The 26596-nt window shown below is 59.9% G+C and carries 14 protein-coding genes; 7 read left to right on the top strand and 7 right to left on the bottom strand.

Annotated features, from left to right (window positions below; all coding sequences use genetic code 11):
* The 5 genes from AC1D2R_RS15330 to AC1D2R_RS15310 form a co-directional block, all read right to left on the bottom strand.
* The gene (locus AC1D2R_RS15330; protein ID WP_477968135.1) at positions 1–3843 is read right to left on the bottom strand and encodes a GH36-type glycosyl hydrolase domain-containing protein; all 3843 of its coding nucleotides are present in this window, start codon (positions 3841–3843) and stop codon (positions 1–3) included.
* 81 nt (positions 3844–3924) lie between these two features.
* The gene (locus AC1D2R_RS15325; RefSeq protein WP_477968118.1) at positions 3925–6393 is read right to left on the bottom strand and encodes a phosphoketolase family protein; all 2469 of its coding nucleotides are present in this window, start codon (positions 6391–6393) and stop codon (positions 3925–3927) included.
* 341 nt (positions 6394–6734) lie between these two features.
* On the bottom strand, positions 6735–7403 hold the full coding sequence (locus AC1D2R_RS15320) for a CBS domain-containing protein (protein WP_477968117.1): 669 nt from the start codon (positions 7401–7403) through the stop codon (positions 6735–6737).
* A 94-nt stretch (positions 7404–7497) separates the two neighbouring features.
* Complete coding sequence (locus AC1D2R_RS15315) at positions 7498–9186, bottom strand: ABC transporter ATP-binding protein/permease (protein WP_477968116.1); 1689 nt, start codon at positions 9184–9186, stop codon at positions 7498–7500.
* Between the two features lie 361 nt (positions 9187–9547).
* On the bottom strand, positions 9548–11950 hold the full coding sequence (locus tag AC1D2R_RS15310) for an arylsulfatase (protein ID WP_477968115.1): 2403 nt from the start codon (positions 11948–11950) through the stop codon (positions 9548–9550).
* Positions 11951–12554: 604 nt separating this feature from the next.
* On the opposite strand from AC1D2R_RS15310, the gene AC1D2R_RS15305 reads away from it, so the two are divergent.
* Positions 12555–14534, top strand: a complete 1980-nt coding sequence (locus tag AC1D2R_RS15305) for an adenylate/guanylate cyclase domain-containing protein (RefSeq protein WP_477968114.1) — start codon at positions 12555–12557, stop codon at positions 14532–14534.
* 121 nt (positions 14535–14655) lie between these two features.
* Here the strand turns inward: AC1D2R_RS15305 and AC1D2R_RS15300 are convergent, their stop codons facing one another.
* Complete coding sequence (locus AC1D2R_RS15300; protein WP_477968113.1) at positions 14656–15561, bottom strand: cation diffusion facilitator family transporter; 906 nt, start codon at positions 15559–15561, stop codon at positions 14656–14658.
* An 886-nt stretch (positions 15562–16447) separates the two neighbouring features.
* On the opposite strand from AC1D2R_RS15300, the gene AC1D2R_RS15295 reads away from it, so the two are divergent.
* The 6 genes from AC1D2R_RS15295 to AC1D2R_RS15270 all read left to right on the top strand — a co-directional run bounded on the left by AC1D2R_RS15295 (position 16448) and on the right by AC1D2R_RS15270 (position 24603).
* The gene (locus AC1D2R_RS15295) at positions 16448–17815 is read left to right on the top strand and encodes a DUF3300 domain-containing protein (protein ID WP_477968112.1); all 1368 of its coding nucleotides are present in this window, start codon (positions 16448–16450) and stop codon (positions 17813–17815) included.
* Positions 17816–17839: 24 nt separating this feature from the next.
* Positions 17840–18805, top strand: coding sequence for a DUF2950 domain-containing protein (locus AC1D2R_RS15290; protein WP_477968111.1), 966 nt, complete (start codon positions 17840–17842; stop codon positions 18803–18805).
* Between the two features lie 409 nt (positions 18806–19214).
* Positions 19215–19472: a YMGG-like glycine zipper-containing protein gene (locus AC1D2R_RS15285; RefSeq protein ID WP_477968110.1), complete on the top strand. Its 258-nt coding sequence runs from the start codon at positions 19215–19217 to the stop codon at positions 19470–19472.
* A gap of 286 nt (positions 19473–19758) precedes the next feature.
* Positions 19759–21306 (top strand): AbgT family transporter, encoded by a 1548-nt coding sequence (locus AC1D2R_RS15280; protein ID WP_477968109.1) that lies wholly within the window; start codon positions 19759–19761, stop codon positions 21304–21306.
* Positions 21307–21359: 53 nt separating this feature from the next.
* Positions 21360–22562, top strand: a complete 1203-nt coding sequence (locus AC1D2R_RS15275) for a M20/M25/M40 family metallo-hydrolase (protein WP_477968108.1) — start codon at positions 21360–21362, stop codon at positions 22560–22562.
* A gap of 205 nt (positions 22563–22767) precedes the next feature.
* Positions 22768–24603 carry an SLC13 family permease gene (locus AC1D2R_RS15270; protein WP_477968107.1) on the top strand — a complete coding sequence of 612 codons (1836 nt, stop codon included), beginning with the start codon at positions 22768–22770 and terminating at the stop codon, positions 24601–24603.
* A gap of 54 nt (positions 24604–24657) precedes the next feature.
* Here the strand turns inward: AC1D2R_RS15270 and AC1D2R_RS15265 are convergent, their stop codons facing one another.
* Positions 24658–26382: a hypothetical protein gene (locus AC1D2R_RS15265; RefSeq protein ID WP_477968106.1), complete on the bottom strand. Its 1725-nt coding sequence runs from the start codon at positions 26380–26382 to the stop codon at positions 24658–24660.
* Positions 26383–26596: the final 214 nt, after the last annotated feature.

The following is a 26596-nucleotide window of genomic DNA, read 5'->3' as shown; positions in this document are numbered from 1 at the left end:
CTAACCAATTCCCACGTGTACATCATGCAAGCGCCCGTCTTCGACAAGCGGGACCCTTTTGTCCGCGACAGGTTTACCGTCCAGCGTGACGGAGTGCACGCCTCGGCCGATGGCCTTTGAATTGTCGAAACGGATACGGTAGGTCGCCGATCCATATCGGTAGGCGATCTCATAGGCGGGCCAGCTCGGGGGAACGCACGGCTCGAACCGCAGGAATTGCCCTTGCCGGTGAAAGCCAAGGATCGCCTCGAGTGCTACGCGATAAAACCAACTGGCCGATCCAGTGTACCATGCCCATCCACCGCGACCCGTGTGTGGAGCCGCGCCATAGACGTCCGCGCTGACTACGTAAGGTTCCACCTTGTAGCGTTCGACTTGATCTCTTGTTGCCCCATGGCAAATCGGATTGATCAGGTTCCAAAGCTTCAAGGCGAGATCGCCGTCGCCCTGCAGAGCTGTCGCCCACACGACCCAGGTTGCAGCGTGAGTATACTGCCCGCCATTTTCGCGGATGCCGGGGACGTAGCCTTTGATGTAGCCGGGCTGCAGCACGCCTTTGTCAAAAGGTGGGTCGAAGAGTTTGATCATCTTGTCCTGTGGGAGGACGAGCCGCTCGTGGACCGCACGCATTGCCTGCGCAGCGCGTTTCGCATCGGCCTCGCCGGAAATGACAGCCCAGGCTTGGGGGATGGCGTCGATCTGGCACTCGTCGTTCAGGGATGACCCGAGCGGTGTACCATCGTCGAAATAGGCCCGGCGATACCAGCCGCCGTCCCAGGCGTTGGCCTCAAGGGCCGTGCGCAACGCCTCGACTCGCTCGCGGCACCAGGCGGCTCTGCTTTGATCTCCACGCGACGCTGAAATCTCGGCAAATGATTTCAGGACCGTGAGGAAGAACCAGCCGTTCCAAACGCTCTCTCCCTTGCCTTCGGCGCCGACCTTGTTCATGCCGTCGTTCCAGTCACCGGTTCCCATGAGGGGAAGGCCGTGGCTGCCCAATCGATAGCCATGCTCCAGCGCACGGATGCAATGATCATACACGGAACCGGACTGTTGGCTGGTCGCCGGTTGGTTGAAGTCTTCCTCCTGGTCTTCTTTCAGCACCGGTGACGTGATGAAGGGAACCATGTCATCAAGCAGTTGAACGTCCCCCGTCGTGGACACGTAGTGATGAACGACCAGCGGCAGGAAATAGAGGTCATCGGTAATTCGGGTACGCACGCCGATGCCGGATGGAGGATGCCACCAGTGCTGGACGTCCCCCTCCTCAAACTGCCGAGCTGCCGATCGCAGGATCTGGGAGCGGGTCTCGCTCGGAGTGCTGTAGACCAGAGCCATCACGTCCTGGAGCTGATCCCTGAAACCGTAGGCACCTCCGGACTGATAGTTGGACGTGCGCGCCCAAACACGACACGCCAGAACCTGGTACAGCAACCAGCGATTCATCATCAAGTTCAAGCCAGCATCCGGTGTCGATACCTGTACCGAGTTCAGAATGTCATCCCACTGGCGGGAGACAGCCGAAAGGCTTGCGACTGTGCGTTCGGGGTCGGCATGTTCGTGGACGAGCTTTCGGACCTCATCGAGGTCAGCGGCTTCTCCCAGGACAAAGACGACCTCCCTGGTTTCGCCGGGTGACAGCAGAATATCCACCATCAGCGCGGCGCAGGGATCAAGCAATGCACCGAACCGTTCTGCGAGATTGGTTCGCAGCAAGGCCGCCGGCTGGGATACGGAGCCATAGTTGCCGAGAAACTCAGTGCGGTCGGATGTTGCCGAGCGTACCGGCCGGCTGGCGGCTGCGAAAGCGACCCTCCCGGCAAAGGTTCCGCCCCAGGGGTTTGTCGCGACGATGGCGCCCGACCGCGTATCCCGCGCGCAGACAATTCGCGTCGCTGCGTCTTCGCGGTGGGTCCCAAGGACCCACTCGGCGAAATATGTCGCGGTGAGGTGGCGAGCCCGAACATCATCGTTGGTAAGCGTGAAACGAATGATCTTGACCGGATCGGTAAGAGGAACGAAGACCGTGAGCTCCTGATTGAGGTGACGGCTGTGACTTATATATCGGCTGTAACCTTGACCGTGGCGAACAGTCACGATCGCACCGGGACCGAGAGGTAAGGGCGTCGGCGTCCAGATCTCTCCGGTTTCTTCATCTCGTAGATAGAGGACCTCGCCCGGCATGTCCGCAATTGGGTCGTTGGACCATGGCGTCAAGCGGTTCATCTGGCTGTTCTCCGACCAGGTGTAACCTAGGCCCGCTTCCGTCGTCAGGCAGCCAAAATCGGGATTCGCGATCACATTCGTCCAAGGCGCAGGCGGCAGGGCAGGGGCTCGTGGTTTGACAGCGTCGACGAGCACGACATATTCATGTCCATCGGATGTGAAGCCGCCAAACTCGTTCCAGTATTGCAATTTCTCGACCGACTTGGGAGGCGGGGGTGCCGGTTCCTCATTCCGCCGAGTGACCAAGGTGGGCGAAAGAGCTGGCAGAGCCGGGGAGAATCGTTTGAGTTGATCGCTGAGTGTACCGCCGCTTCCCAGCAGGACGACGCGCGCGGCTGCAACGAAGGTCGCCAGATGATCGCTTCCCGTATCGGACTCGGAGAGGACGAAAACTCCTCCGGACTGGCCGATCATCTCGGCTTGCGGACCCGATTGCAGTTTTTCGGCCAGCCTCTTGGCGTGCGCTGCATCGCCCTCCTCAAGCAGAACCAGGTCAAATCTCGAGCCCCTCCGCCGAGCGAAGTCGTGCCCCATCGTCACCTGGCGAACGAGGGCGTGATCCCGATCGCCATTCGCGCGGACCAGAGCGATCGGGAGGTCGCCCGAGATACCATGAGCCCAGAGTGCAGCCCGATCCAACCGATCTTCCCCGAGAGCGGTCACCTGCCGCATCGCCGGGTTGGCAAACAAGACGCTCCCGGCCAGCCGATTAAACAAAGATACATCGTGAGGCTTCAGGTTCAGCGTCTGAAGCTCGGTTTCGTATCTCTCGGATGCCTCGGAGAACGCCCGCTCGGCAGTCTCGATATTCGCGTATCTCTCCGCGATGCCTTGCACAGTTGACCGGTCATCCGCGGCTCCTGTGACGAAGGCGACGCGTGCTTCACCGCCGGGGGACAGACGAACAACTCTTCGCAAGCAGAAAACCGGGTCCAGAACGGGGCCGGTCGTCCCGGAAAGCGGTGCTCCTTCGTCGAATATCGCAGGGCTGGCTGCCGTTCGGCCTCGGCCAAGAAATCTCAGCCGATCCGTTTCATACTGGACTTCTTGGGAGGGCGACAGGTTCGATGAGGAAACGTGGATTGCCCAAGTGGCTTTTTCCCCGGCAGCACGGGGCCGGCGGCGCGCTAACAAGGCGCCTGACGCCTCATCGAACTGCGTTTCGACAAATAGCTTGGCAAAAGCCGGATGCGCCATGTCCGCACGACGATTGTTCAGGCAGACCTCGGCATAGCTTGTCAATTCGAGTATACGCTCGCGCCCGCCATGGTTCGTGACGGTGACCATGCGCACTTCTGCGTCCACATCCGTTGCGACACAGATTTTCCAGAGGACTTCGATGTCACCGGCCTCACAGCGAAATTCGGCCCGGTCTCCAGAAAAGGCGTGTTCGTAAACGTTTGAGGGTCGAAATAACGGCTGCCTTCCGATGGACCAGAGGTCGTTGTCCGATAGATCCCTGACATAACAAAACTGGCCCCAGCAATCGCGGGTGCTGTCCTCGCGCCACCGCGTAACGTCCAGGTCTTGCCAAGTTGCGTACCCGGCGCCAGCGGCTGTGATCAGTACGTTGTACCGATCGTTGGAAAGCAACGCGATGGCGGAGCCCGGGTTCATCGGCTCCGCGACGCTATTTTGCCATACGGTCTCGGACGCACTCGTTACCACTGAAACCTCCGTTCGACTGGGCGTCGGCGCTCAAGCATTATCCCCTTCAGTCGAGGTTTTTTGGTGCGCTCCTGGTTTGCCTTTCGAGCCCCATTTCCAGCCGCTGATTGCTGGCATGTCGTCGCCGTGCTTCTCGATGTATTGCCGGTGTTCGATCAGCTTTTCGTGAATTGCCTGTTTGAGATAGCCAGCACGCGCACCCAGTTGGGGCAGCCGGTCGATCGCATCCTCGACCAAATGGAAACGGTCCATTTCATTCAGGACCACCATATCGAACGGAGTCGTCGTCGTTCCCTCTTCCTTATAGCCTCGGACGTGCAGATTGCCGTGATTCGTACGGCGGTAGGTGAGCCGGTGGATGAGCCACGGATAGCCATGGAAAGCGAAGATGATCGGCTTGTTCTTGGTGAAAAGGGCATCGAAATCGCGATCCGACAGACCGTGCGGATGCTCGGACGGCGGCTGAAGCTTCATCAGGTTCACCACGTTGATGAGGCGGACTTTCACTTCAGGCAGGTGCTCCCGGATCAGCTCGATTGCTGCGAGCGTCTCAAGCGTGGGAACATCGCCGCAACATGCCATCACCACGTCGGGCTCGCTTCCCTTGTCGTTGCTGGCCCACTCCCAGATACCAATGCCTTCGCTGCAATGCTTTATGGCCTGATCCATCGTGAGCCACTGTGGTGCAGGCTGCTTGCCGGCGACGACGACGTTGACGTAGTTGCGGCTGCGCAGGCAGTGATCGGTTACTGACAGAAGCGTATTGGCGTCCGGCGGCAGATAGATTCGGACAACATCTGCCTTCTTGTTGGCGACATGGTCGAGGAAGCCCGGATCTTGATGGCTGAAGCCATTGTGGTCCTGCCGCCAGACGTGGGAACTCAAGAAATAATTAAGCGAGGCGATCGGACGCCGCCAGGGAATGTGGTTACATACTTTCAGCCACTTGGCGTGCTGGTTGAACATCGAGTCGATGATGTGGATGAAGGCTTCATAGCAGGAAAAGAAGCCATGCCGGCCGGTCAACAGGTAGCCTTCCAGCCAGCCTTGGCATTGATGTTCGCTGAGAACCTCCATCACTCGTCCGTCTGGCGAAAGATGGTCGTCTTCCGGATAGATCTCTGCCATGTAGCAGCGGTCGGTAACTTCCAGCACGTCCTGCCAGCGATTGGAGTTGTTCTCATCCGGGCTGAACAGGCGGAAGTTCTTGCTCTCCATATTCATCTTCATGACATCACGGAGAAACTTGCCCATCACCCTCGCCGACTCGGTGTGGGTTTGCCCCGGGCTCGGTACAGATACCGCGTACTCCCGGAAGTCGGGCATCTTCAGGTCGCGCAGCAGCAGGCCGCCGTTGGCATGTGGGTTGTCGCTCATTCTGCGATGCCCAACAGGCGCAAGTGCGGCGAGCTTTCGTGTGAACTGGCCGTTGTCGTCAAACAGTTCCTGGGGGCGGTAGCTCTCCATCCACTCCTGAAGAATATGAATGTGATCCGGCTTGTCCATGTCGCCCATCGGCACCTGGTGCGCCCGCCAGTAGTCCTCGCATTTCTTGCCGTCGATCTCAGGAGGGCAGGTCCAACCTTTCGGCGTGCGGAAAACGATCATCGGCCACATGGGACGTTTCACGTTGCCTTTGGTGCGGGCATCCGCCCAGATTTTCTGGATATCCGCCACTGCGGTATCGAGTGCGCCGGCCAGTTGCTGATGCACGCTCGCCGGGTCATTCCCCTCGACGAAATGCGGCGTATAGCCCATGCCTTCAAACAGTTTTCGCAGCTCTTCGCGCGGAATGCGGGCAAGGAAGCACGGATTGGCGATCTTGTAGCCGTTCAGGTGCAGGATTGGCAGCACGCAGCCGTCGCGAGCGGGATTCAGGAACTTGTTGCTGTGCCAGGCGGTCGCCAGCGGCCCTGTTTCAGCTTCTCCATCGCCGACAACGCATGCGACAATCAAATTCGGGTTGTCGAACGCCGCCCCGTAAGCATGGCTGAGAGCGTAGCCCAGTTCGCCGCCCTCGTGGATGCTGCCGGGGGTTTCCGGAGCAACGTGGCTGGGAATGCCGCCGGGAAAGCTGAATTGTTTGAACAGCCTCTTCATGCCGTCGGCGTCCTGGCCGACGTTGGGGTAAACTTCGCTGTAGGTGCCTTCGAGATAGGCGTGCGCGACCAGCGCCGGTCCACCATGCCCCGGTCCTATGACATAGATCATTTCGAGATCATCGCGTTTGATAACGCGATTGAGGTGCACATAGAGCATGTTCAAGCCTGGTGTCGTGCCCCAATGACCCAGCAGCCGTGGCTTTATGTGCTCGCGCTTCAACGGTTTTTTCAGCAGTGGGTTGTCGAGAAGATAGATCTGACCAACGGACAGATAGTTCGATGCGCGCCAATAGGCGTCCATCGACTGCAATTCCTCCGCCGAAAGGGGGCCGCCGCCCGATGCCATGCTCCCGCTTTTGGCGACCTTTGCATCTCCTGCCGTGTCAAGCGAAACCATGGGTGCCTCCTCCTGTGAGCCCAGACTGCTACGGTAAGATCTAGAATCGTCGCATTTCCAACGGCTCGCGACTTCAGCGAGCGACGCGCGGCTTGGCGGAAGGGATGCCAAAGGCAAGGAGCGCAGTCTGCAGTGCGGTCGTTGTCGACCGGATGTTTGCCGGATGCACTTCATTCGGCATAAGCGTAACGCGCCAGCGCTCCTACGACCGTTTGTTCCCTAGCTTGTTGTCGGTCGCTCCGCTGTGTGGAACTCTGCCAAGCAACCATTATCCCAACCGTGCAATTCTCGCACAAAAAGCATCCAAAGCACAGTTCAAATCAAAGGCACGTCCCGGTGGTTTATGTCGAAACCTCGGAGAAGTGCTCAACGACACCTTTGACGCCGCGGACACTTTCGGCGGCCACGCGGGCCGCCTTCCTGCACTCAGCGGTGTCAACGTTTCCCCAGAGGTGGGCTACCCCGTCGGAGACGGTTACAGTCATGTCCTTTCCTGCAAGACCCGTATTTTCACTGAGACGGACCGCAACACTGCGACGGATGGCCTCGTCGCCCGAGGCGGTTTCATCCTGGCTGGCCGCAATAATCGCCTCCAAAAGGTTCGCGCGACTGACGATGCCGACCACTTTACCGTCCCTCATCACAGGAATGCGCTTGATGCGATGTTCCTGCATCAGCCTGGAGACCTGCCCCAGAGATGCGTCCTCGTTCACGACGACTGGGTCGCGGCTCATGACGTCAGCCACCCTCCACGCGTTGCTCTTAACATAAGAGCTGGCTCTTTCCTCGGCCGTTGGGGTTGCCGTCCCGATGTCGGCAATGGCTCCCCGGCCCAACTCCGTTCTCCGCAGCAGATCACCCTCACTGATGATCCCGACGAGGTGACCCGTATCGTCGATGACGGGGACGCCGCTTATGTCATTGGTGAGCATGATCTCGGCGGCGCGCCTGACACTGTTGTCGGGTGATACCCCGACAACTTTCGTGATCATCACGTCTTTGACTAACATGGCTGCACGACCTTCCCTCTATGGGCACCGAGCCGCAAATTACACCTCTTGCGGGCGTTCGACAACCATTTCACCGGCATTCCTTGGCAGCGCCTCAGGCCCGGCTGCCCGTCCACTCCCATCCGCCATCCTCGCCGAATTCTAAGACCGCGTCGTGACAATCGCGCAGGGCGTCGGTTTCCGCGCTGTTGATGCAGGCAATGGAATTTTCGGAAAGTATCTGCAGGATCCTCTGAAGCTGTTCGAGACCCAGGGTCGTGTCGATTCGGTCCAGGAAGGCGAACCGCGGCATCGCGACAAGGATATTGACGAGTGCCAGGAGTTGCTGCTCCTGCAGTGAAAGCAACATTTCCCAGTCTTTCTCGACATCTAGTCCGCCGGCGTGCTCCAGCACATGTTCAAGATCGAGCTCACGCAAATACCGGACGATGCGTTCCTCCGGGGCGTCGCCCGCGCGTGCACTGCGCACAAGAGCCTGGCGTAGCGTGCTTGTCGGCAGGTAAGGCCGCTGAGGGAGAAAGAGTATGTCGTCGGCGGCTGGGCGGATGATACGACCGGATCCCTTGAAGGAAATGCCCGCGGTTGCTTTGAACAGCGCTACTCGAGCGCTTTGAATGCCCCCGGTGATCAAAACGCGCGTTCCGACGGGGATCGAAAGCGACAAGTCTCTGACGAGCGGGACTCCATTCGCTGATGACAACAGCGTCAGCCGCTCGTAGGCCAGACGCCCTGTTTCCTCGACAAACTCGATACCGGATTCCGTGGGTGCTTGGACCTGTTCCATGGCTTCCATCAGGGAGCTAAGCCGTGCGACGACCGCAGCGAACGTCGAGATGGACTGGAACTGGGTTATGATAAGCGAAAAAGCGCCCACGAGCATTGCGAAAGCCGCGCCGGATTGGGTTATCACCCCGAATTCGATGTCCCCTCTGATGTAGGCAGGCGCAATGATCAAGGCGGGAATGATCTGGATCAGCCAGTTGTAACCGGTGGTGAAGAATCCCACATTGCGGTTGATCGCCGTGACTTTGCGAAAATTGGTGACGGCCTCCTCGAGTCGCTGCAGCAGACGAAAAGTCTGCTGTCCTTCGCAACGCGCCAGCATAATGGATTCGGCGTTCTCTCGAACTTGAATTAGGCCGGAGCGGAAGCTGGCCTCCTTGTCGAGCTGGTCATAGTTCAGCTTGATCAGTGGTCGTCCAAGCACGATCGTCAAGTACGATCCGCCAGCCGCATACAGCACGGCGACGACAAACAGCAGGGGACTTATCGACCAAAGCACACCGGAAAAGGCTATGATCGTAAGGCTGCTGTTAAGCGCCATTAGGATGAATGATAGCGTCGTCACCGTGAAGGCGCGCATGTCCTCAGCGATCCGTTGGTCGGGGTGAGTGAGCTGCCCCGAAACGTCCAGATGATAGTAGGTTCCATCAGCCAGATAGGAATTGACGGCCCGTCGGGTGAGGAAATCTCGCCAGAGCAGCGCAAGTCGCTCTTCGATGAATCGCGAGACGACCGAAACGAGGGTGAATGCCGCAAAAACCGCAATGTAAAATGTTGCCTGCCGGATGAACTCAGCGGTTTCGCGATCAGCGATCGCGGTCATGAAGTTGCGGCCTACGTAGCTGTTTACGACGTTCAGGCCGCTGAGCGCGAGCAAGAGCGCGACCAGTCCGCCAAACATCACTCCGGCCTTCCTGCCGACCTCGGAGGTAAGGAAGGCCGTGAGCGCTCGTACGAAGCGAACGGCGGTTGTCTTGAAGGGGATCTGTTGCTTGTCCATGCAAGTGGTTCGGCCCCATGTGTGATGCACAAATTTAAAGCATAACGACGCCTAGAACACCACTGCGCCACGTGCGCTCCAAGTAGCGAAATCGAGGACTGGATTGGGTCAGAGCAGGCTGGGCCCCACCGCTATCGCAGGAGTTGCTTCAGGTCCGTTCCAGCAATTAACAGGGATATTGAAGCCAAGCCAAATGGTTTTCTATGAGGCCGGTTCTGGCGAGCGCTTTCGTCAGCTTGCGTCGGGTTGCTTCGGCAACCTGCCAGCTTCATCATCGGCACGGTTCCATCCAACGACGATGCAAGACTCCGACGGACAACGCCGGAGTCTTCATCCCGTGATCAACGGCGATCCGCTGTGCCTATAACTGCGGCGGTCCGACCTTGACCGTTACCTTGTCGAGCGTCCCGGTGAAGCGGAAGGGCACCTGATAGTCCTCGTCGTCGACAGATGTGCGGGTATCAAGGCCGACATCGAATGACTCGTCGATTGTCACCAGGAACGGGATCGTGTGAGAGATCGACCGCTCCGCGACCTTGGAGCCGTCAACACTTAGCACGCCTCTGCCGCCCTTCCCAAAACCGGGGCCGTCATAGGTGAACTCGAAGGCGACGGTGTGTTTGCCGGGCGTCAGTGCCTGCTCGCCCGCCCAACGGAAGCGTTCAAGCGCCAGAAGGTTGTAACTAAAGACAGGCTTTCCCTTAATCAGGTACAGGCCATAGCCACCAAAGCGGCCGCCCAGAGTGGCAAGCACACCCTCCCCACCGCCTTCTGGTACCTCGATGTCTGCGCTGACCGTGTAGGATCGGCTGAGTGGGCTAGCCGCCGAAGCCGCCGCCAAACCGGACAGCTCGCCGGAATACACGAATTCATTGCGACCGGCAGTCGCACTCGGCCGCGGCGCAAGCAGACGCGCGGCGACGGAGTTGTCCAGCGGCAAGACCTGATACTTTGCTGCCTCGACAAGGAAGAGTTGCTGCATATCGCGCAGCTTGTCCGGTTCCTTGGCGGCGAGATCGTTGAACTGGGAGTAGTCCTCCGTGAGGTTATAGAGTTCCCAGTTGTAGCCGTCGATCACGTCTGGCAGTTTGCCGAGCCCCATCAGCCATGGTCCGGCCGGTGGCGTGGTGGAGGCGATCCAGCCGTCATGGTAGATTGCACGATTGCCGAACATCTCGAAATACTGAGTCTTGCGCGCGGAGGGCATATCCTTTGCGCCCTTTGTCCACGTGTAAGCCATGCTCACGCCTTCGATTGGCTTCTGCGCGATTCCGTTCACGGTCTGCGGTGCTTCGATGCCGGTCGCTTCAAGGATTGTCGGTACGATATCGATCACGTGGTGGAACTGGCTGCGGATGCCCCCCTTGTCGGTGATGTGACCGGGCCAGGACATCGCCATTCCCTGTCGTGTGCCCCCAAAATGGGATGCGATCTGCTTGGTCCACTTGAACGGCGTATCGAAGGCCCACGACCAGGCGACCGACATATGAGGCTGGGTCGTCGGATCGCCCCAGGCGTCGTAGTATTTCAATTGGTCGGCGACCGGCATGTTGATGCCTTGGATGGCTGCGAGGTCAAAGGCTGTGCCGATGGTCGATCCCTCGGCGCTGGTTCCGTTGTCCCCCTCGATGTAGATGATGAGAGTGTTGTCGAGCTTGCCCTGCTTGCGGACCTCATCGATCACCCGACCGATTTCGTTGTCCGCATAGGCCACATAGGCGGCGAAGACCTCGGCCTGTCGCGCGAACATCTTTTTCTCGTCCGGCGTCAGCGTATCCCATTGCGGCAGGTCATCCGGCCACGGGGTGAGCTGGGTATTCTCGGGTATCACTCCAAGCCGCTTCTGATTGGCGAAGATCTGGTCGCGCATGGCGTTCCAGCCCATGTCGAACTTGCCCTTGAACTTGTCGATCCATTCCTTCGTCGGCTGATGCGGCGCGTGGGTAGCGCCCGGAACATAGTACATAAAGAACGGCTTCTCGGGTGTCGCAGCATTGACCTCGCGCAGATAGGTGATCGCGTCATCGGCCATGCCAGTGATCATGTTGTAGTTGGGATTTTCATTCCACGGAAAGATTTGGCTGTGATTGCGGAACAACCACGGCGTCCATTGATCGGATTCGCCGCCCATGAATCCGTAGAAATAATCGAAGCCCATGCCCGAGGGCCACTGGTCGAAGGGTCCAGAGGTGGAGATCGCATATGTGGGAGTGTTGTGGTTTTTGCCTATCCATGAGGTGGCGTAACCGTGTTCCTTGAGGATCGTGCCAATGGTGCCGTTGTTCGGCCCGATGATTGAATCGTATCCCGGAAACCCCGTGGACTGTTCGGCGATTACCCCGAATCCCGCCGAATGATGATTGCGACCGGTAATCAGCGCTGCGCGTGTCGGCGAGCAGAGTGCGGTGGAGTGGAACTGGGTAAACCGCAGCCCGTCGGCCGCGATCCTGTCGAGCGTCGGTGTCGGAATGACGCCGCCAAAGGTACCGGAGACGCCGTAGCCCGCATCGTCTGTCATGATCAGCAGTACGTTCGGAGCGCCCTTGGGCGGCACCACAGTCGGTGGCCACCAAGGCGTGGAGTCCTTTGCGTCCAAGTTGATGGTACCTCCGAATGTCGGTGGCGCAGCCGGAAGCGACTGACCGTCGACCGTCGAGGTGGCGCTGGGGGAACCGGATGCTCCAGTGACGACCTGTTGACCCGCGGCGGGAAAGCATGAAAAGCAACTGGCGGCGAGCACTGCTAGAAAAGCGCGCGTTTTCATTGTTGATCGCTCCCTGTTATGCCCTCGGCAACGGAAGCGAGCGATTATGTCCGCTCTTGACGCTTGCGCATTTGCACGAGTGACCGCCCATCCTAACACGCGATTGCGAGGGAGTCAGATTGCTACCGTCCAGTGGGAGTAATTACTGTACCCACATGCCTCGGAACACGGAGGTGTTCAGAACCCGGCCTCGCCGGACAAGATCGGAACCGCGCCACAGAGCCGAGTCCGGTTGTCGCGCCCAAAGCGGTCACTCAAACGGCATTCGCGTCGTCGGCTCAAGATCAACAAAGAATGTAGCGCAAGCGGATCGGCGCCAGGACGGCTACCACTTCGATCTGCACCTTGCGGGCGGGGGGGTGTACGATACGTTCGGGGAACGGCTGTCACTGCTTGCGCTCACGCAGACATCCCGCGACAAGTACAATCGGCGGTCCACGAGCGCAATATTTCTGCGCTATCTTCCGGTTGTCTCTGGTGCTGCGATGGCGCAATTCTACATTGAACTGGCGTGATTGCCGAATCTTAAACAGGTGCCGCGATATCGTGGCACGAATGGCTTTGGATGGGTTCGTACAAGCTGCGCTGGATGAAATCGATGGCAATGAACGGGAAGCAAAGCAGCGAGAGTTCAGGGGCGGCGGACGACCGCCAGAGGACGAAGGCGCCATTGTCGCCTTGGGTAAGACCCCTGAGGCTGCATCTCAGTGTCGTTATCGTGACGTTGCTCGTTTGCATTTCCGCGCCACTGATGTGGCTCACCTACACGAAAGGGCGAGAGGCGGCGATCACAGCGGGCGAAGACCTGATGCGGCAACTGGGACTTCGTGCGATCGATCGCTATCGCAACGTCTTCGGAGATGGGTACTCCGCTGTTGCCACGGCATCGGTTCTTGCGCCACTGCTAACGCCGCCGCCAGCCGACCTCGATGCGAAGCAGGAGTTTCTTGTCAGGGTTCTGCAGAGTTCGCCCTACATCGACGGGATCTATGTGGGCTACCCCGATGGAGCGTTCGTCCAAGCGGTCAATGTCGAGCGCAATTCCAGATGGGATGACGTTCTCAGGACGCCAAGCGGAACGATCTTTGCGCTGCGAACCGTTCAAAAGAGCGGCGACGACGCCCTGTCCACGTGGCGCTTTCTCAATCGGGGCGGTGTTTCCGTGGGTGAACGATCCGACGGGAAGGTTGCGTTTGATCCGCGCGCGCGCCCCTGGTACAGCGCCGCGATGACGGCCGGCGGGCAGGTTTCGGTCGGACCTTATGTCAGCGCCACAACGAGGTCGCTCAGCCTGACACTCGCCATGCCGATGACAAAGGGCAACGGAGTGGTCGTCGGCACCGACGTGCTTCTGGAAGCGATCAGCCGGCTTCTCAATCGCGAGGCGATATCGCAGCATGCGCGCGGTTACGTCTTCGACGACGACAGTCAACTCATTGTCCATTCCGACCCGGCGATCATGACTGAGATCCTGGACACTCTGTCCTACAATCCGACAGGCCGCACGCAGATAACTGGCGCGGAGGATCCGGCGGTCGGGCCCATCAAGGCTCTCCTGGCGAGCAGCGTCACCCAGCGCGGCGGCGCAGTGCAGTTCATGGTCGGAGCCGAACCGTATCTTGCACAAATCTCGCCCGTCGAGTTCTCGGGACTGTTGAAGGGCAATGTCGTCGTGCTGGCCGCTCCCCTCGACGATTTCGTCGGGCCCAGCGATCGCCTTCTGAACAAGACATTGTGGATTGCCAGCATACTCGTTCTCGTCGGGATCGCCGCTGCGCTCGTCGTCGCACGACTTATCAGCAATGCATTGTTCTCGCTTGCGAACGAGGCGCGGCAGATCGGCAACCTCGAACTCGACGGCAATCTCGCGACGCATTCGTGGATTGCCGAGATCAACGTTCTGGCAAACGCCCTGGCGTCGGCGCGCGACGCCATTCACAATTTCGCACTCTACGTGCCGCGCGAACTTGTGCGCAGGATCGTCAACTCGGGCAAGCTGGCTGTCGGAACGGCCTTGCGCCAGGACGTGACATTGCTTTTCACCGATATTCGCGACTTCACGACCATTTCGGAACAGCATTCGCCCGAAGAGGTGGTCGACATGCTGTCGGTCTATTTTCAGTTGATGAACGAGATCGTCGAACGTCACAACGGCGTCATCATCCAATATCTGGGAGATTCGATCTTCGGCATGTGGAACGCGCCGCTTGCCGATCAAAGACACGCGGAAAACGGATGCCGATGTGCCCTCGCTCTCAAGGCTGCGATCGATGATTGGAACGCGGTCAACCGGGCGGCGGGCCGGGCAGAACTGGTGACGCGCTTTGGATTGCATACGGGCGCGGCGGTCGTCGGCAGCGTTGGCGCCCAGTCGCGCCGCCAATACACGGCAATGGGCGACACCGTTAACGTCGCCTCGCGCCTCGAGGGTATGAACAAGCAGTTCGGAACATCGATCCTTGCCAGCCGCGCAGTTGAAGACAGCGTCCGTGAGATGTTTCACTTTCGTGCCCTGGGGCTGGCGGAGGCCAAGGGTCGCCTCGAGCAGATCGAGATTTTCGAGCTTGTCGGCGACAAAGTTTGAGCTTCCGCGCCCGATTGTCACGAAAAGAGGAACCATCTCGGCAAAGACATACACTCGCAACGCCCGTGCCAGGACGATCCTACCGCATCAGTCTCGGGACGGGGCAGCCTTTGTCCGGCATCTAGTCAGCCCATTTGACGTCGCCTGTGAAGGCAATGGTCAGCCAGCGGTCCGGCCCGGGATCGCCGATTTCATTTCCTATCTCCGCTCGAATGGCATCGAGCCGATCGACCGTGCCGATTTCCATCGTTCGCGGCACGATCAGATAGATTTCGATCATTCGCGAGCGTCCGACCTTGGCAACATAAGACCGGTATCCAGCGAAGCCGTGCCGGGCGACCGCATTTTCCGCCGCCTTTCGCGCCAGCTGGTCCAGATCCCGCGGCGCGACGAGGAGGATATCCTTGAAGGCATCGAAGACCGTTTTGATCGGAACCGGCAGCAGGCAGAGTGTCAAGATACACAGGATCGCCGGGTCAATATACGGCACCCACATCCCATAGTCCGTTTTCTCCAGGATCGCGCCCACGATGAAAGCCGCGAGAAGCGCGGTGTTGATCAGGCCCGACATCGCCCAGCCCTTCATGTCGAGCGCGAGAAAATCGGACCGTATGGTGCGGTTGCTGCGGCGCACGTAGAGAAACATGCCGAGGCAGATTGCCGACACCAGGACCGTGTAGGCCACGGCCCAGTCGAAAACGAGATGTCGCCCTCCCGAAAGGAAAGAGGACGCCGCATTCACCAGCGCATAGAAGGAAAGCAGCGTCAGCAAACCGCCATTGAGGACGAGGACCATCGGCTCCGTATGCCAGTATCCCATCTGGAATCGCGCGCTGTTCTCGCGGGCTATGAGTCGCGTGACATTGAGCGCAAGCAAGGTCATTGCGGCATCGACGAGGGAGAAGACTCCGTCAAACACAATCGACATAGAAGCGGACAGCATCCCCAGCAAGATGGCAGAGCCACCGACAAACATCGTGGCGGCGATGGATCGTTTGAGGATTGTTTGCTCGATGGGCGTCCTCATTGGCACGTGAACTCCGTTTCGAGCGTCATTATCCTGCGCGACCGAAAAAATCGCTAGCGGTGGTTTTGAAGCCAAATGGCAACCCGCCCGGTCAACGGATCTTACGCTTCAACTTGTCAGCGCCTCGTCAACAGCACGACACACCTGGGCGAGCAATAGCACATTCCCCATAGGGTCAAGAGCGTGTTGGCCACCACGTTAGGTCACGGCGTAGCCGAGCCCCGGAAGCTGGGGAACGTGCATTTTGACTGCTTGAGTTGCAGGAATACGGGGAAGATACACCCTTGCGCGTCCGATTCAAGGTGCTAATATTATTCGCGTAAAAGTTTGAAATTATATCGCTTGGGACGAAAACGCTAAAAGACCGCCTATCACAGAAGTTGCAGGCAGAAGCAAGTTTTCTTCGAGGGTGAAAGGTCGGCAAGGGAGGCACCGTTCGACAAAACTTGGCTTTATTCGCGGCGAAAAGAACGTCGGCGACGGGCACCGATGCAGTCGTTCCGTGTAACTGCCCTTCCGACGCCAATCCGATACTCAACCTTTGGCTTTGCTTACTATCCAGTCGCTTTTCGGTCACCAACTCATTGGCACCGCCGCACTCGGCTCGTCCGGCAATCGGACGGCCATTTCACAAGGGAAATGAATCATGCCTGAGATCGCTTACCGCGACCCGCCGGGCTCTCGCTGCCCCCACAGTTCATGATGACCATGTTCTCGCTGAGCGAATGGATGAATACCGACAAGATCTATCAGAAGGCACGCATGGAGATTCTGCCATAAGCGCGTTGGCGCCCTGTTCGAGGGATTGCCGCTCGACGTACAGCCGAATCCGAAGGATGCGATGCTACGAAACAACTAGGTTCCGATTGAGATGGGGATTTGTGAAATGCCTCGAATTCATGGACTACGTCTGGCAACAGTCTTCGCGTTCTTGTTGACCCTCGCCGGGTTTTCCTTGACTCCGGACTTCATCGCTGTGGCTCGCGCACAACAAGCGGCGGCTGCCGATGTCTCAGGATCCACCGACGAGGCACCAGCGCCACTGACGGACGACGAGCTCGAAGTGCTGGTTGCCCGTATCGCACTCTATCCGGACGAGCTGGTCGCGGTCGTCACAACCGCATCGCTCTATCCCCTGCAGATCGTCGAGGCAGCGAGATATTTGGACGATGTGAAGACGAACGCCAAGCTGAAGCCCAAGGACACTTGGGACGGTAGCGTGATTTCGCTTCTCAACTATCCCGACATCGTCAAGATGATGAGCGACGATCTCGACTGGACGCAATCGCTGGGCGAGGCACTGACCAACCAGCAGAAGGATGTCCTGATCGCCATCCAGCAGCTTCGCGACAAGGCGGTTGCCGACGGGATCATCAAGACCGACGACAAGATCACGGTCGTCCAAGAGAACAACAACGTCGTCATACAGTCGGCCAGCCCCGAGAAGATCTATGTGCCGCAATATGCGCCCGAGATGCTCTATGAGCCGAACTACGCGCCGCAGCCGATAGGCTATTATCCAGACTACTATCCGAACTACACCTATCCCAGCGCGCCGTTCTTTGCCGCAGCCGTCACCGGCGCGATCTTTGCGGCGGCGGTCGATTGGGACGACTGGGGTGTGTGGGGCGGGCGATGGGGCGGCGACGTCGATATCGATTGCAACAACTGCTTCAACAACGTCAACGGCAAGGTCAACTTCAACGACGTCGACTGGAAGAATGTCGATCGCAGCAAGATCAAGTTCGACAGCGACCAGTTCAAGATCGATCGGAACTCGATCAAGAACAGCATCAAATCGAACGACCGCAACAGCATCGACGCCAAGGCGAACGCAATTGGCAACGACCGCAACACCGCGATCCGCAACACGGGCGGCAATGTCAGCGTGAAGGACGTTCGCAACAGCAAGATCGATGCCGACCGCATCAATCGTGACATGGGCGCCAACGCTGGCAACAAGTCGGGGCAGGCGATCCAGAACAGGACGCCCAACGCCCGGCCGGACAGACCCGCAGGCAGCGTCGCGTCCAAAACCAATTTCGACCGTCCGGCCGGAAAGCCCAAGCCCGCCGCCCGCGCGGACAACAGGCCAAGCAAGCCGTCGGCGCTCGGTCATGTCGATAACGGCCGCCGGGCGCAGCAGCAGTCCAATCGCGGGCGTGAGGCGATGGGCGGTGGCAATCGTGGCGGCGGACACGCCGGCGGCGGCGGGCATCGATCCGTTCCTCATAGCGGCGGCGGACGTCGGTAACCCCTGGAGCAAAGGAAGACAGTCATGACGACGTCAGTCAGAACCATGGTCCTGAGCTCGGTCTTTACCGTTGCGCTCATCGGATTTGCGGCTCCTCCGATAGGCCTCCATGCCGCGGAGCCATCCGAGGGGGCTGTTATCGCGGGTTTTGCGTCGCCGACCGATCCGCCGATATTCGATACGCCCGAGCAGGTCGTCGACGCATTCAAGGCGGCGCTTGCTGCCGGCGACTTCGACAAGCTCGCAACGTTGCTCGGCCTCGACCCCAAGAAGGCGAGGACGGGCGAAGGTGTGATGGATACCTATGCCCAGATCCGGGACGGCGCCAAAAAGCAGGTCGTCGTCCGCGACGACGGTGGCAACAAGATCCTCGACATCGGTGAAAAGTTGTGGCCGCTGCCGTTCCCGATCGTCAAGGGCGCAGACGGAAAATGGGCTTTCGATACCTATGCCGGGTTCGAGGAGATCATCAATCGCCGCGTCGGCGAAAACGAACTGCAGGCGATCGCGACGATGCGAGCCTACGTCGACGCGCAGAAGGAATACGCTTCGGCCGATCACGACGGAGACGGCGTTCTGGAATACGCGCAAAAGCTGATCAGCAGCGAGGGCAAGACCGACGGGCTCTACTGGTCCCCCGATCTCGGGGCGGGCGACAGTCCAGCGGGCGCTGCCTTTAAAAGCGATTCAGTCGCCGTCAAGAAGGCCAAGACGGGTTCGGGTTATTTCGGCTATCACTATCGGATCCTGACCAGCCAGGGGCCAAATATCGCTGGCGGAAAGTTTGATTATATCATCAATGGCAACATGATCGCCGGTTTCGGACTGATCGCCTGGCCGGTCCGCTACGGCGAGACGGGCGTCCATACCTTTGTCGTCAATGCCAACGGTATCGTCTATCAGGCCGATCTGGGCAAGAAGACCGACACGATTGCTGCCGGGATCAAGCAGTTCAATCCTGACGACAAGTGGGACGTTACTGAGGACTGAGAGCTTCGGCTTGGCGAGACAAGAGGCGCCTCGACATGTTTGCGGCCGAGCATCAGGTCGGCACGGCCTTCGCAACATGCCGGGGACAACGTCTTCAAAATCGACGCCACCAAATCCAGCCCAAGAGCCCGTCGCATGTATTCTTGCGCGGATAGGGTAGGTTGCGCAGGGTTGGCGTGACTTGGCCTAGCATCTCCCGCTTGCTTGCCAACAATCTGAATTCTTGAGCGGATTCTCTCCGTTGGGACTTCCGATGCTCATCCTCGCAGCGCGCAGATTTGAACTTAGAGCTTGGTTTCTGGATTCTATGCCCATCACAGACAGTCTTGAGCGACACTATACTTGAAAGCATGGCGCATGGCTTCCGTTGCCACCTTTGCCTGTTCGAGTGTCAAATAAGGGGAGAGTGATGAAGAAGTTGCTGCTATCATCGTTGGCTGGTCTGGCGCTGGCAAGTTGTACGCCGACGCAGCAAGGCGCCGGTATTGGCGCTGCGACTGGTGCCGTGGTCGGTGGCGCCATTACGAACGATGTCCGAGGTGCGGCTGTCGGTGCGGCAATCGGTGGCGTTTCGGGCGCCGTCATCGGCAATGTGGCCGGACGACCCGGGCAATGCTACTATCAGGATCGCTATGGCCGGCGTTATGTGGCGGCTTGCCCACGCTAACGGGTGGTCGACGTCGTGGTCGGTGTTTGATGCGCCACCGGCTCATGCACCAACACGCTCACGCCGATCGCGTGATGCGGTTGATCTGCGTGAGCCCCATCTGGGCTCCCGCCATAGTCAGCAATGCAGGCGCTCTCAAATTTCAAACATCTATTGATGAGTGCCGTGGATTGGGAATTTGGGTTCATACCGATCCGTCACTCTCCACATTAAAGCTAGCTAGCCCGCCTAAACCCAATTCCAGCGCCCTTGGGGACGCGATCCTTTGGCTCAACGGAGGCAAGATATGGCCACTGCCAATGCCGCATCAAAGACCACGATGCAGAGATTCCTCGACGGCGTCGAGAAGGTGGGAAACATGGTTCCCCATCCTGTGGTCATCTTTCTGATTTTGATCGGCATTGTCATCGTCTTGTCGGCGGTGCTGGGCGCTTTTGGAGCGGCGGTCACCTACGAGCGTATCAATCCGGATACTCATGAGATCGAGCAGGCGTCGACGGCGATCCGCAGCCTGCTGAATGTCGAAGGAATCCGCTTCCTCTACTCCTCGCTCATTCCCAACTTCATGAGCTTCACCGCCGTGGGGCTGATGATCGCCGCCATGATCGGCGCGGGTGTGGCAGAGGAATCCGGCCTGGTCACGGCGCTGATCCGCAAGCTCGTCATTGTCTCGCCGAGTTGGGCGCTGACTTACATCCTAGCCTTCGTCGGCATTCTTGCAAGCATCGCGGCCGATGCCGGCTATCTTGTGCTGATACCGCTTGCAGGCGTCGCCTATCTGGCCGTCGGGCGGCATCCGCTTGCGGGTCTTGCGTTAGGCTTCGCTGCCGTGGCGGGCGCGTTCACCGTCAATATGCTCATCAAACCGCTCGATGCCGTGCTCGTCGAATTCACCAATGATGCGGCGCATCTCGTGGATCCCGCACGGTCGATCGGCCTCGCGTCCAACGTCTGGTTTTCCATCGCCTCGGTGCTGTTCCTGACGGTCGTGGTTGCCTTGATCACCGATCGGATCATTGCGCCGCGGCTCGGCGCGTACAATCCGGAAAACGCAGAAGGTGGCGTTCAGAGCCAAGGGGCGACGCTTTCCGAGCAGGAATCGCGCGGGCTGCGGTTTGCGCTCTACGGGCTCATCGGCCTGCTCGTCGTCTTCCTCCTTTTGACAATCCCAAGCGGCGCGCCGCTCCGCAATCCCGATACTGGAGAGCTGATCGGCAACTCGCCTTTCATGAATGGCTTGATTGCCCTGATCATGCTGATCTTCCTGGTGACAGGCTGGACATATGGCATCGGCGCCGGAACGCTGAAAACGCTTGCGGAAGTGATCGCTGCGATCGAAAAATCGATCAAGAACATGGGCGGCACCATCTTCCTGTTTTTCGTCCTCAGTCAGTTTGTCGCCTATTTCACCTACACCAACATCGGTACCGTCATGGCGCTCAGCCTTTCAGGTGCTCTCCAGGCCGCCAATATCGGCGCCCTTCCGTTGCTGATCGGCTTCATCGTCGTGGTCGCGATCATCGACCTGTTGCTGACAGGCGCGATCGCGAAATGGGCGATCTTCGCCCCGGTCTTCGTACCGCTCCTGATGAAGCTGGGCGTCGAACCGGAAGCGGTGCTGGCCGCCTATCGCGTCGGGGATTCGCCGATGAACGCGATCACGCCGCTCAATGCCTATTTCGCACTCGTGGTCGGCTTCGCACAGAAGTACGACAAGAATGCAGGGGTCGGCACGATCGTCTCCCTGATGCTTCCCTATGTCGTGCTGATGTTCGTGCTGTGGACAGGCCTCTTTGCGGCCTGGAAGGCACTGGGTCTGCCGTGGGGCCTGTGAGGGTCGACGCGCAAGCCTGAACGAAACAACGTGCAATTAATCGGATGGATATCATGAGCAATACCTCTATTCCTCTCGACGTCGCCGCGGCGGAAGAACATCTGATGCGGTTTCTCTCAGTGGAGGGTGTTACCGGACAGGAGAAGAACATCGGCCTTGCGGTCTGCGACGCTCTGAAGAAAATCGGTGTGCCTGAATCGGCCATTCGCTTCGATGACGTCAACAAGCGCATTCCGCTGCCGACCGAAACGGGCAACCTGATCGTCGATATTCCCGGAACGCGGCCAGGGCCACGGTTGCTCTTTTCCACCCATCTGGACACCGTGCCACTCTGCGCGGGAGCCAAGCCACGGCGCGAGGGCGACCGTATCGTTTCCGACGGCACCACCGCGCTTGGCGGCGACGCCCGCACCGGCGTCGCGCTGCTTGTCGTGGTCGCCGAAACGCTGATCAAGCACAAGCTGCCGCATCCACCGATCACGCTGCTGTTTACTGTGCGCGAAGAGAGCGGGCTGCATGGCGCACGCGAGCTCAACCCGGCCGATCTGGGCGGCGCGGCCATGTGCATCAATGTCGATGGCCAGAGCGCCTCGGACCTGATCATCGGTGCGGTGGGGCAGGAAAACTGGGAGGTCGAAATCACTGGTCGTGCATCGCACGCGGGCGTTGCTCCCGAAAAAGGCATTTCAGCCACGCTGGTTGGCGCGATCGCTCTTGCCGAAGCGCGGCAAGCCGGCTGGTTCGGCAAGATCGTCAAACCCGACGGCCGGGGCACGAGCAATATCGGCATTTTCGGCGGCAAGGACAACAAGCCTGCCGGAGACGCCACCAACGTCGTCACTGATTACGCCTACCTCAAAGGCGAGGCGCGTAGCCCCGAAGCGGCTTTCGCGACGAAAATCGCCAATGGTTACAAGCAAGCCTTTGCCAAGGCGCAGAGCGAGGTGACGACTGACGAGGGCGACAAGGCCGACGTGAAATTCAGCCACGTCGCGTCCTATCCGCCGTTCGAACTGGGCAAGGACACGCCGATCGTGAAGCGCGCCACCAAAGCGCTCGGGATCCTCGGCATCGAGCCGGTCTATGTCTTCTCCAATGGAGGACTGGACGCCAACTGGCTCGACAAGCACGGCGTTCCCACCATCACCATCGGTGCGGGCCAGGCGGAGATCCATACGATCAAGGAATATGTGAACCTCAAGGAATACGAAAAAGGCTGCCGCATCGGCGTGCTGATGGCGACACTCGATGACTAGCACTTCCGCGGGATTGCCTGCTCGGGCCGCAGCTTGCGGCGGTCGATCCCCGGCGTGCCTGCAGTCATGAGGTCGCATACCTGCCGTGTGAGGCGTCTGCTCGACGCAAATCCAATGCAGCACGGACAGCCTGAGGTTGCATGTTGGCGCCCGCGGCTGAGTGATTTTGGGTGGCCAGAGCGCGGCCAAATGAGGAGCGGAGCGATTGAGTCCCATAGCATACACAGCCACCATCATCGCCGTCGCCGTCGTCCTGTTCGTATGGAACAAGTTACCTGTCGTCTTTGTCGCCATGCTGACCGCATTGGCGCTGTGGGCGACCGGCGTGCTGACGATCGGCCAGGCGCTTGGGGGCTTCGGGGATCCGGCCGTCATCTTCATCGCTTCACTCTTTGTCGTCAGCTCCGGGCTTGAGGTCACCGGCGTCACCGCCTGGGCAGGCCAGCTTCTGATCCGCGGCGCGGGTGAGGAAAGCCGCACACGCCTTCTGGTGCTGACCATGGGCTTGGTCGCTCTGCTCACCGCACTGATCAGCGTCAATGGCGCGGTAGCCGCGCTCCTGCCTGTGGTGGTGGTGATTGCCGTGCGCCTCCGGCGGAACTCGTCGCAGCTGCTCATGCCGCTGGTCTTTGCCGCGCATGCCGGTTCGATGCTGGCGCTGACGGGAACGCCGGTGAACGTGCTGGTTTCGGAAGCCGGAGCGGATGCCGGAGTCGGCGGGTTCGGTTTCTTCGAGTTCGCGCTTGTGGGTGTGCCGCTTCTGGCCGGGTCGATGGCGATCATCGTGCTCTTTGGAAAGCAGCTTCTGCCGGAGCGCAACGGCGCGACCATGCCTGCCGATTTCAGTCATCACGCCAAGACACTGGTGGAGCAATACGGCCTTGCGAGCGGCATCTACCAGATGCGCGTGCGGGCAAGCTCGCCCTATGTGGGGGCGTCACCGTCGGGAATAGACCTCTCCGCGCATCCGGGGCTGCAGCTTGTCGCCATTCAGGAAGGAGAGACGGCGGGACCGCTCCGCAGGATTCTCGTGGCCGAGGGAGATCACCTTCTGGTACGTGGCGAGGCTGATACGGCTGCTGCATTTGCTGCGCAATTGCATCTGGCTTTTCGGGATGAGAAGGCGGCCGGGCAGGGTCAGGATACGCTGTTCAATCGCAGCTCCGGCCTCGCTGAGGTCGTCATCCCGCCGCGCTCCGGTCTCATCGGTGAAAACGTCTTTCCGGGCATGGTGACCGAAAGCGGCGATCTGATCATTCTTGCGGTGCAGCGCGCAGGTGCGGAAATCGCTGCCGCAAACGCAACAAAGGATGCGGGCGGGATTGTGCTGCAGGCCGGCGACACGATGTTGCTGCAAGGAACCTGGAAAGCCCTGGATATCCGCCTCGACGATCCTGATGTTCTGGTGGTCAATTCGCCCGAACTGGTGCGGCGGCAGGCCGTTCCGATGGGGCCGGGCGCCCGACAGGCCATTTTCATCCTGATAGCGATGGTTCTGTTGCTCGCAACCGGTGTCGTGCCGCCTGCGGTTGCCGGCCTGCTCGCCGCGGGCGCGATCATCCTGTCGGGAATCATGAGCGTCGAGCAGGCCTATCGTGCCGTTGGCTGGACGACTGTCATTCTCGTCGGCGCGATGATGCCGCTTTCAACGGCCATGGTGGAGACCGGGGCGGCAAAGCTGATGGCTGACCATCTCGTCAATCTCGTCGGCGATGCCGGTCCCGTCGCACTGCTGGCCGGCCTCTTCGTGCTCACGGCCATCATGGGGCAGCTCATCAGCAACACCGCAACCGCGTTGATCGTTATCCCGATCGGCGTGGCGGCGGCGACAGCCATGGGTGTCTCTCCGCGTCCGGTGCTGATGAGCACGGCGGTGGCGGCTGCTGCGGCCTTCTTGACGCCGATAGCGACGCCGACCAACCTGATGGTGATGGGTCCCGGCGGCTATGCTTTCAGCGACTATTGGAAGCTGGGGTTGCCGCTGCTGATCTGGTTCTTCGTTGTCTCGGTGTTCCTCGTGCCGTTGATCTGGCGTTTCTGAAGGGCGCCCGGGCCTGTAGCTCCATTGTTCGGTGGGCGCTGCCTAAGTCGCAGGTTACCTCGATTTGACCAAACCGGAGAAGCCGGCCACGGCCAGCAGGCTTAGGGCCCAGCCGATGATGGACTGGAAGAAATAGTAGCTCAGGGTGGGCCTCCCTGTCGGTTTCATCGAGTCCGGTCGCCAGTAATCCTTCTGTCCGACGAGCAGCACCGGCAGGAGAACATCAAGCGAATACATGACGGGGTTGAACTCAGGGTAGCTGGCGGCTTCCGGCTGGCTGCGGAAGCAGGACAGCTGGTTCTGGCCGGCCTCGGCGCGTCCCGCCAGGACCTGTCCGCTCGACGGCATATAGCGGCTCTCGGTCCGCTCAAGATCGCACATTGTCCATTCGGGAGAACGCAGGACGACAGGGCTGTTCGGTTTCATCGCGCCATTGCGATAGGCAACGGCAAACACGCCCGAGCCGATCGTCCAGAAGAGGATCAGCCACACCAGCGCCAACAGGGGCTGGCGTCCATAGCGAAGGGTTATCGCAAGAATGCCATCCAGCGACGCCAGTGCCCCGCGCAGAATCGGACTTTTGGCGCGCGCCCGCCGGGCGCGCCGCTGCAAGCGTTCCTTGGTGATCAGGACAGCGCGGGCATCCTCGTCATGGCCCATTTCCCGCAGCACCGTCGAGAGATGCTCGTAAGGTTGCGGCCAGAAATCGGCCTTCCAGCGCTCTGGCGTCTGGCGCGACAACCAGTCCAGTCTGGTTTCGGCATCCACCGGTCCGCCGATGAAAGCGCCGTACTGGCAACGGTTCAGCAGCAGGTCTCCCTTCGGCGGCCAGCTGGTCTTTTCGTCATCGATTGCGCCGATCGTGGTCGCCGTCAGGTCAAGCGTACCGTCGACGGATGCCCCTTGCCGCAGAAAGAACGCACCATCGATCGCGGAGCGATTGAGCCTCAGTGCGTAACCGCCCGGCTGCGAGAGCGTCGCCGAGGTGCAATCGATATCTCCGCCGAAGCGGGCGCCATGGAAACGGGCCTCGCCGATGATGGTGGCACTCCGCAACGCCAGATCGCCACCCGCCACGATGGCGTCACCGTTGAAGGCGACCTCGCCCGGGCGTTCGATCCTTGCGCCAACCGCGTTGACATCGCCGCTGAGGCGCACGGCGGACAGATTGACGCCGCCGCGCACTATCGCGCCGCGCAGTAGAACACCGCCCCGTGTTTCCAATCCATCAGCGTCGAGCGCTACTCCGCCGGGCGATGTGATCGTAACGCCGTCCGCCTCGATGCTGCCGCCCGTGCGTGCGCCGGACAGGCGAATCTCCCCGGTTACGGTGGCGCCGCGGATGGAAAGGCAGCCGCGCGCCTCGAGCCGGTCGGCCTGCAAGCCGGGAAGAACAGAGCCGTCCAGAAACAGATTGTCGATGATAGCGGAGCGCAATATCGGCGAGGCTTCGAAGTGGCAGTCCTTGAGGCCGATATCGCGCGGAATGCGGCAACCCTCGAGATCGAGAATGCCGGTGATCCAGGCGCCGCTCAGTCTCAGCCCCTTCTCGTGCGAATGGTGGCCATCGGTACCGAGGATCAGCAAACGCAAAAGTTCGGCGCGCACGATACGTGTCGGGTCCGCGGTTTCCGGGCGCAAGCCGTCGCCCAACCTGTCGAAATCGCCCAGGCCCAGATAGGCCACAACCTTCGTCTCGGCCGCGCTAAGGGGATGGAAACTGGCGACACTGGCCGCGACGGGAACCGCGGATCCAGTCCCTGGTGCCTTCTCGTTCACTGGTCCGACGTCCGCTTGGATCGGCTTGCACGTCGTGCCGGCCGGCACGGTTCCAGCGGAGGTGCCGCGGATCCGCGCTCCGGTAGGCAGACAATAGAGGCGCGTCTGCTCATGCCATCTCTCCCTTCGCCAGGCGCTCGCCGTGAATGATTGATTTCTCCGTTTTCAATGCGGGTCAAGGGGCCTCCGCGGCGGTGGGCCCCTCCGGCACCGA

The organism is Rhizobium sp. P1_C7, assembly GCF_056406295.1.
Note: the sequence above shows the minus strand (reverse complement) of the source record. Positions and strands in the feature narration are given on the sequence as shown.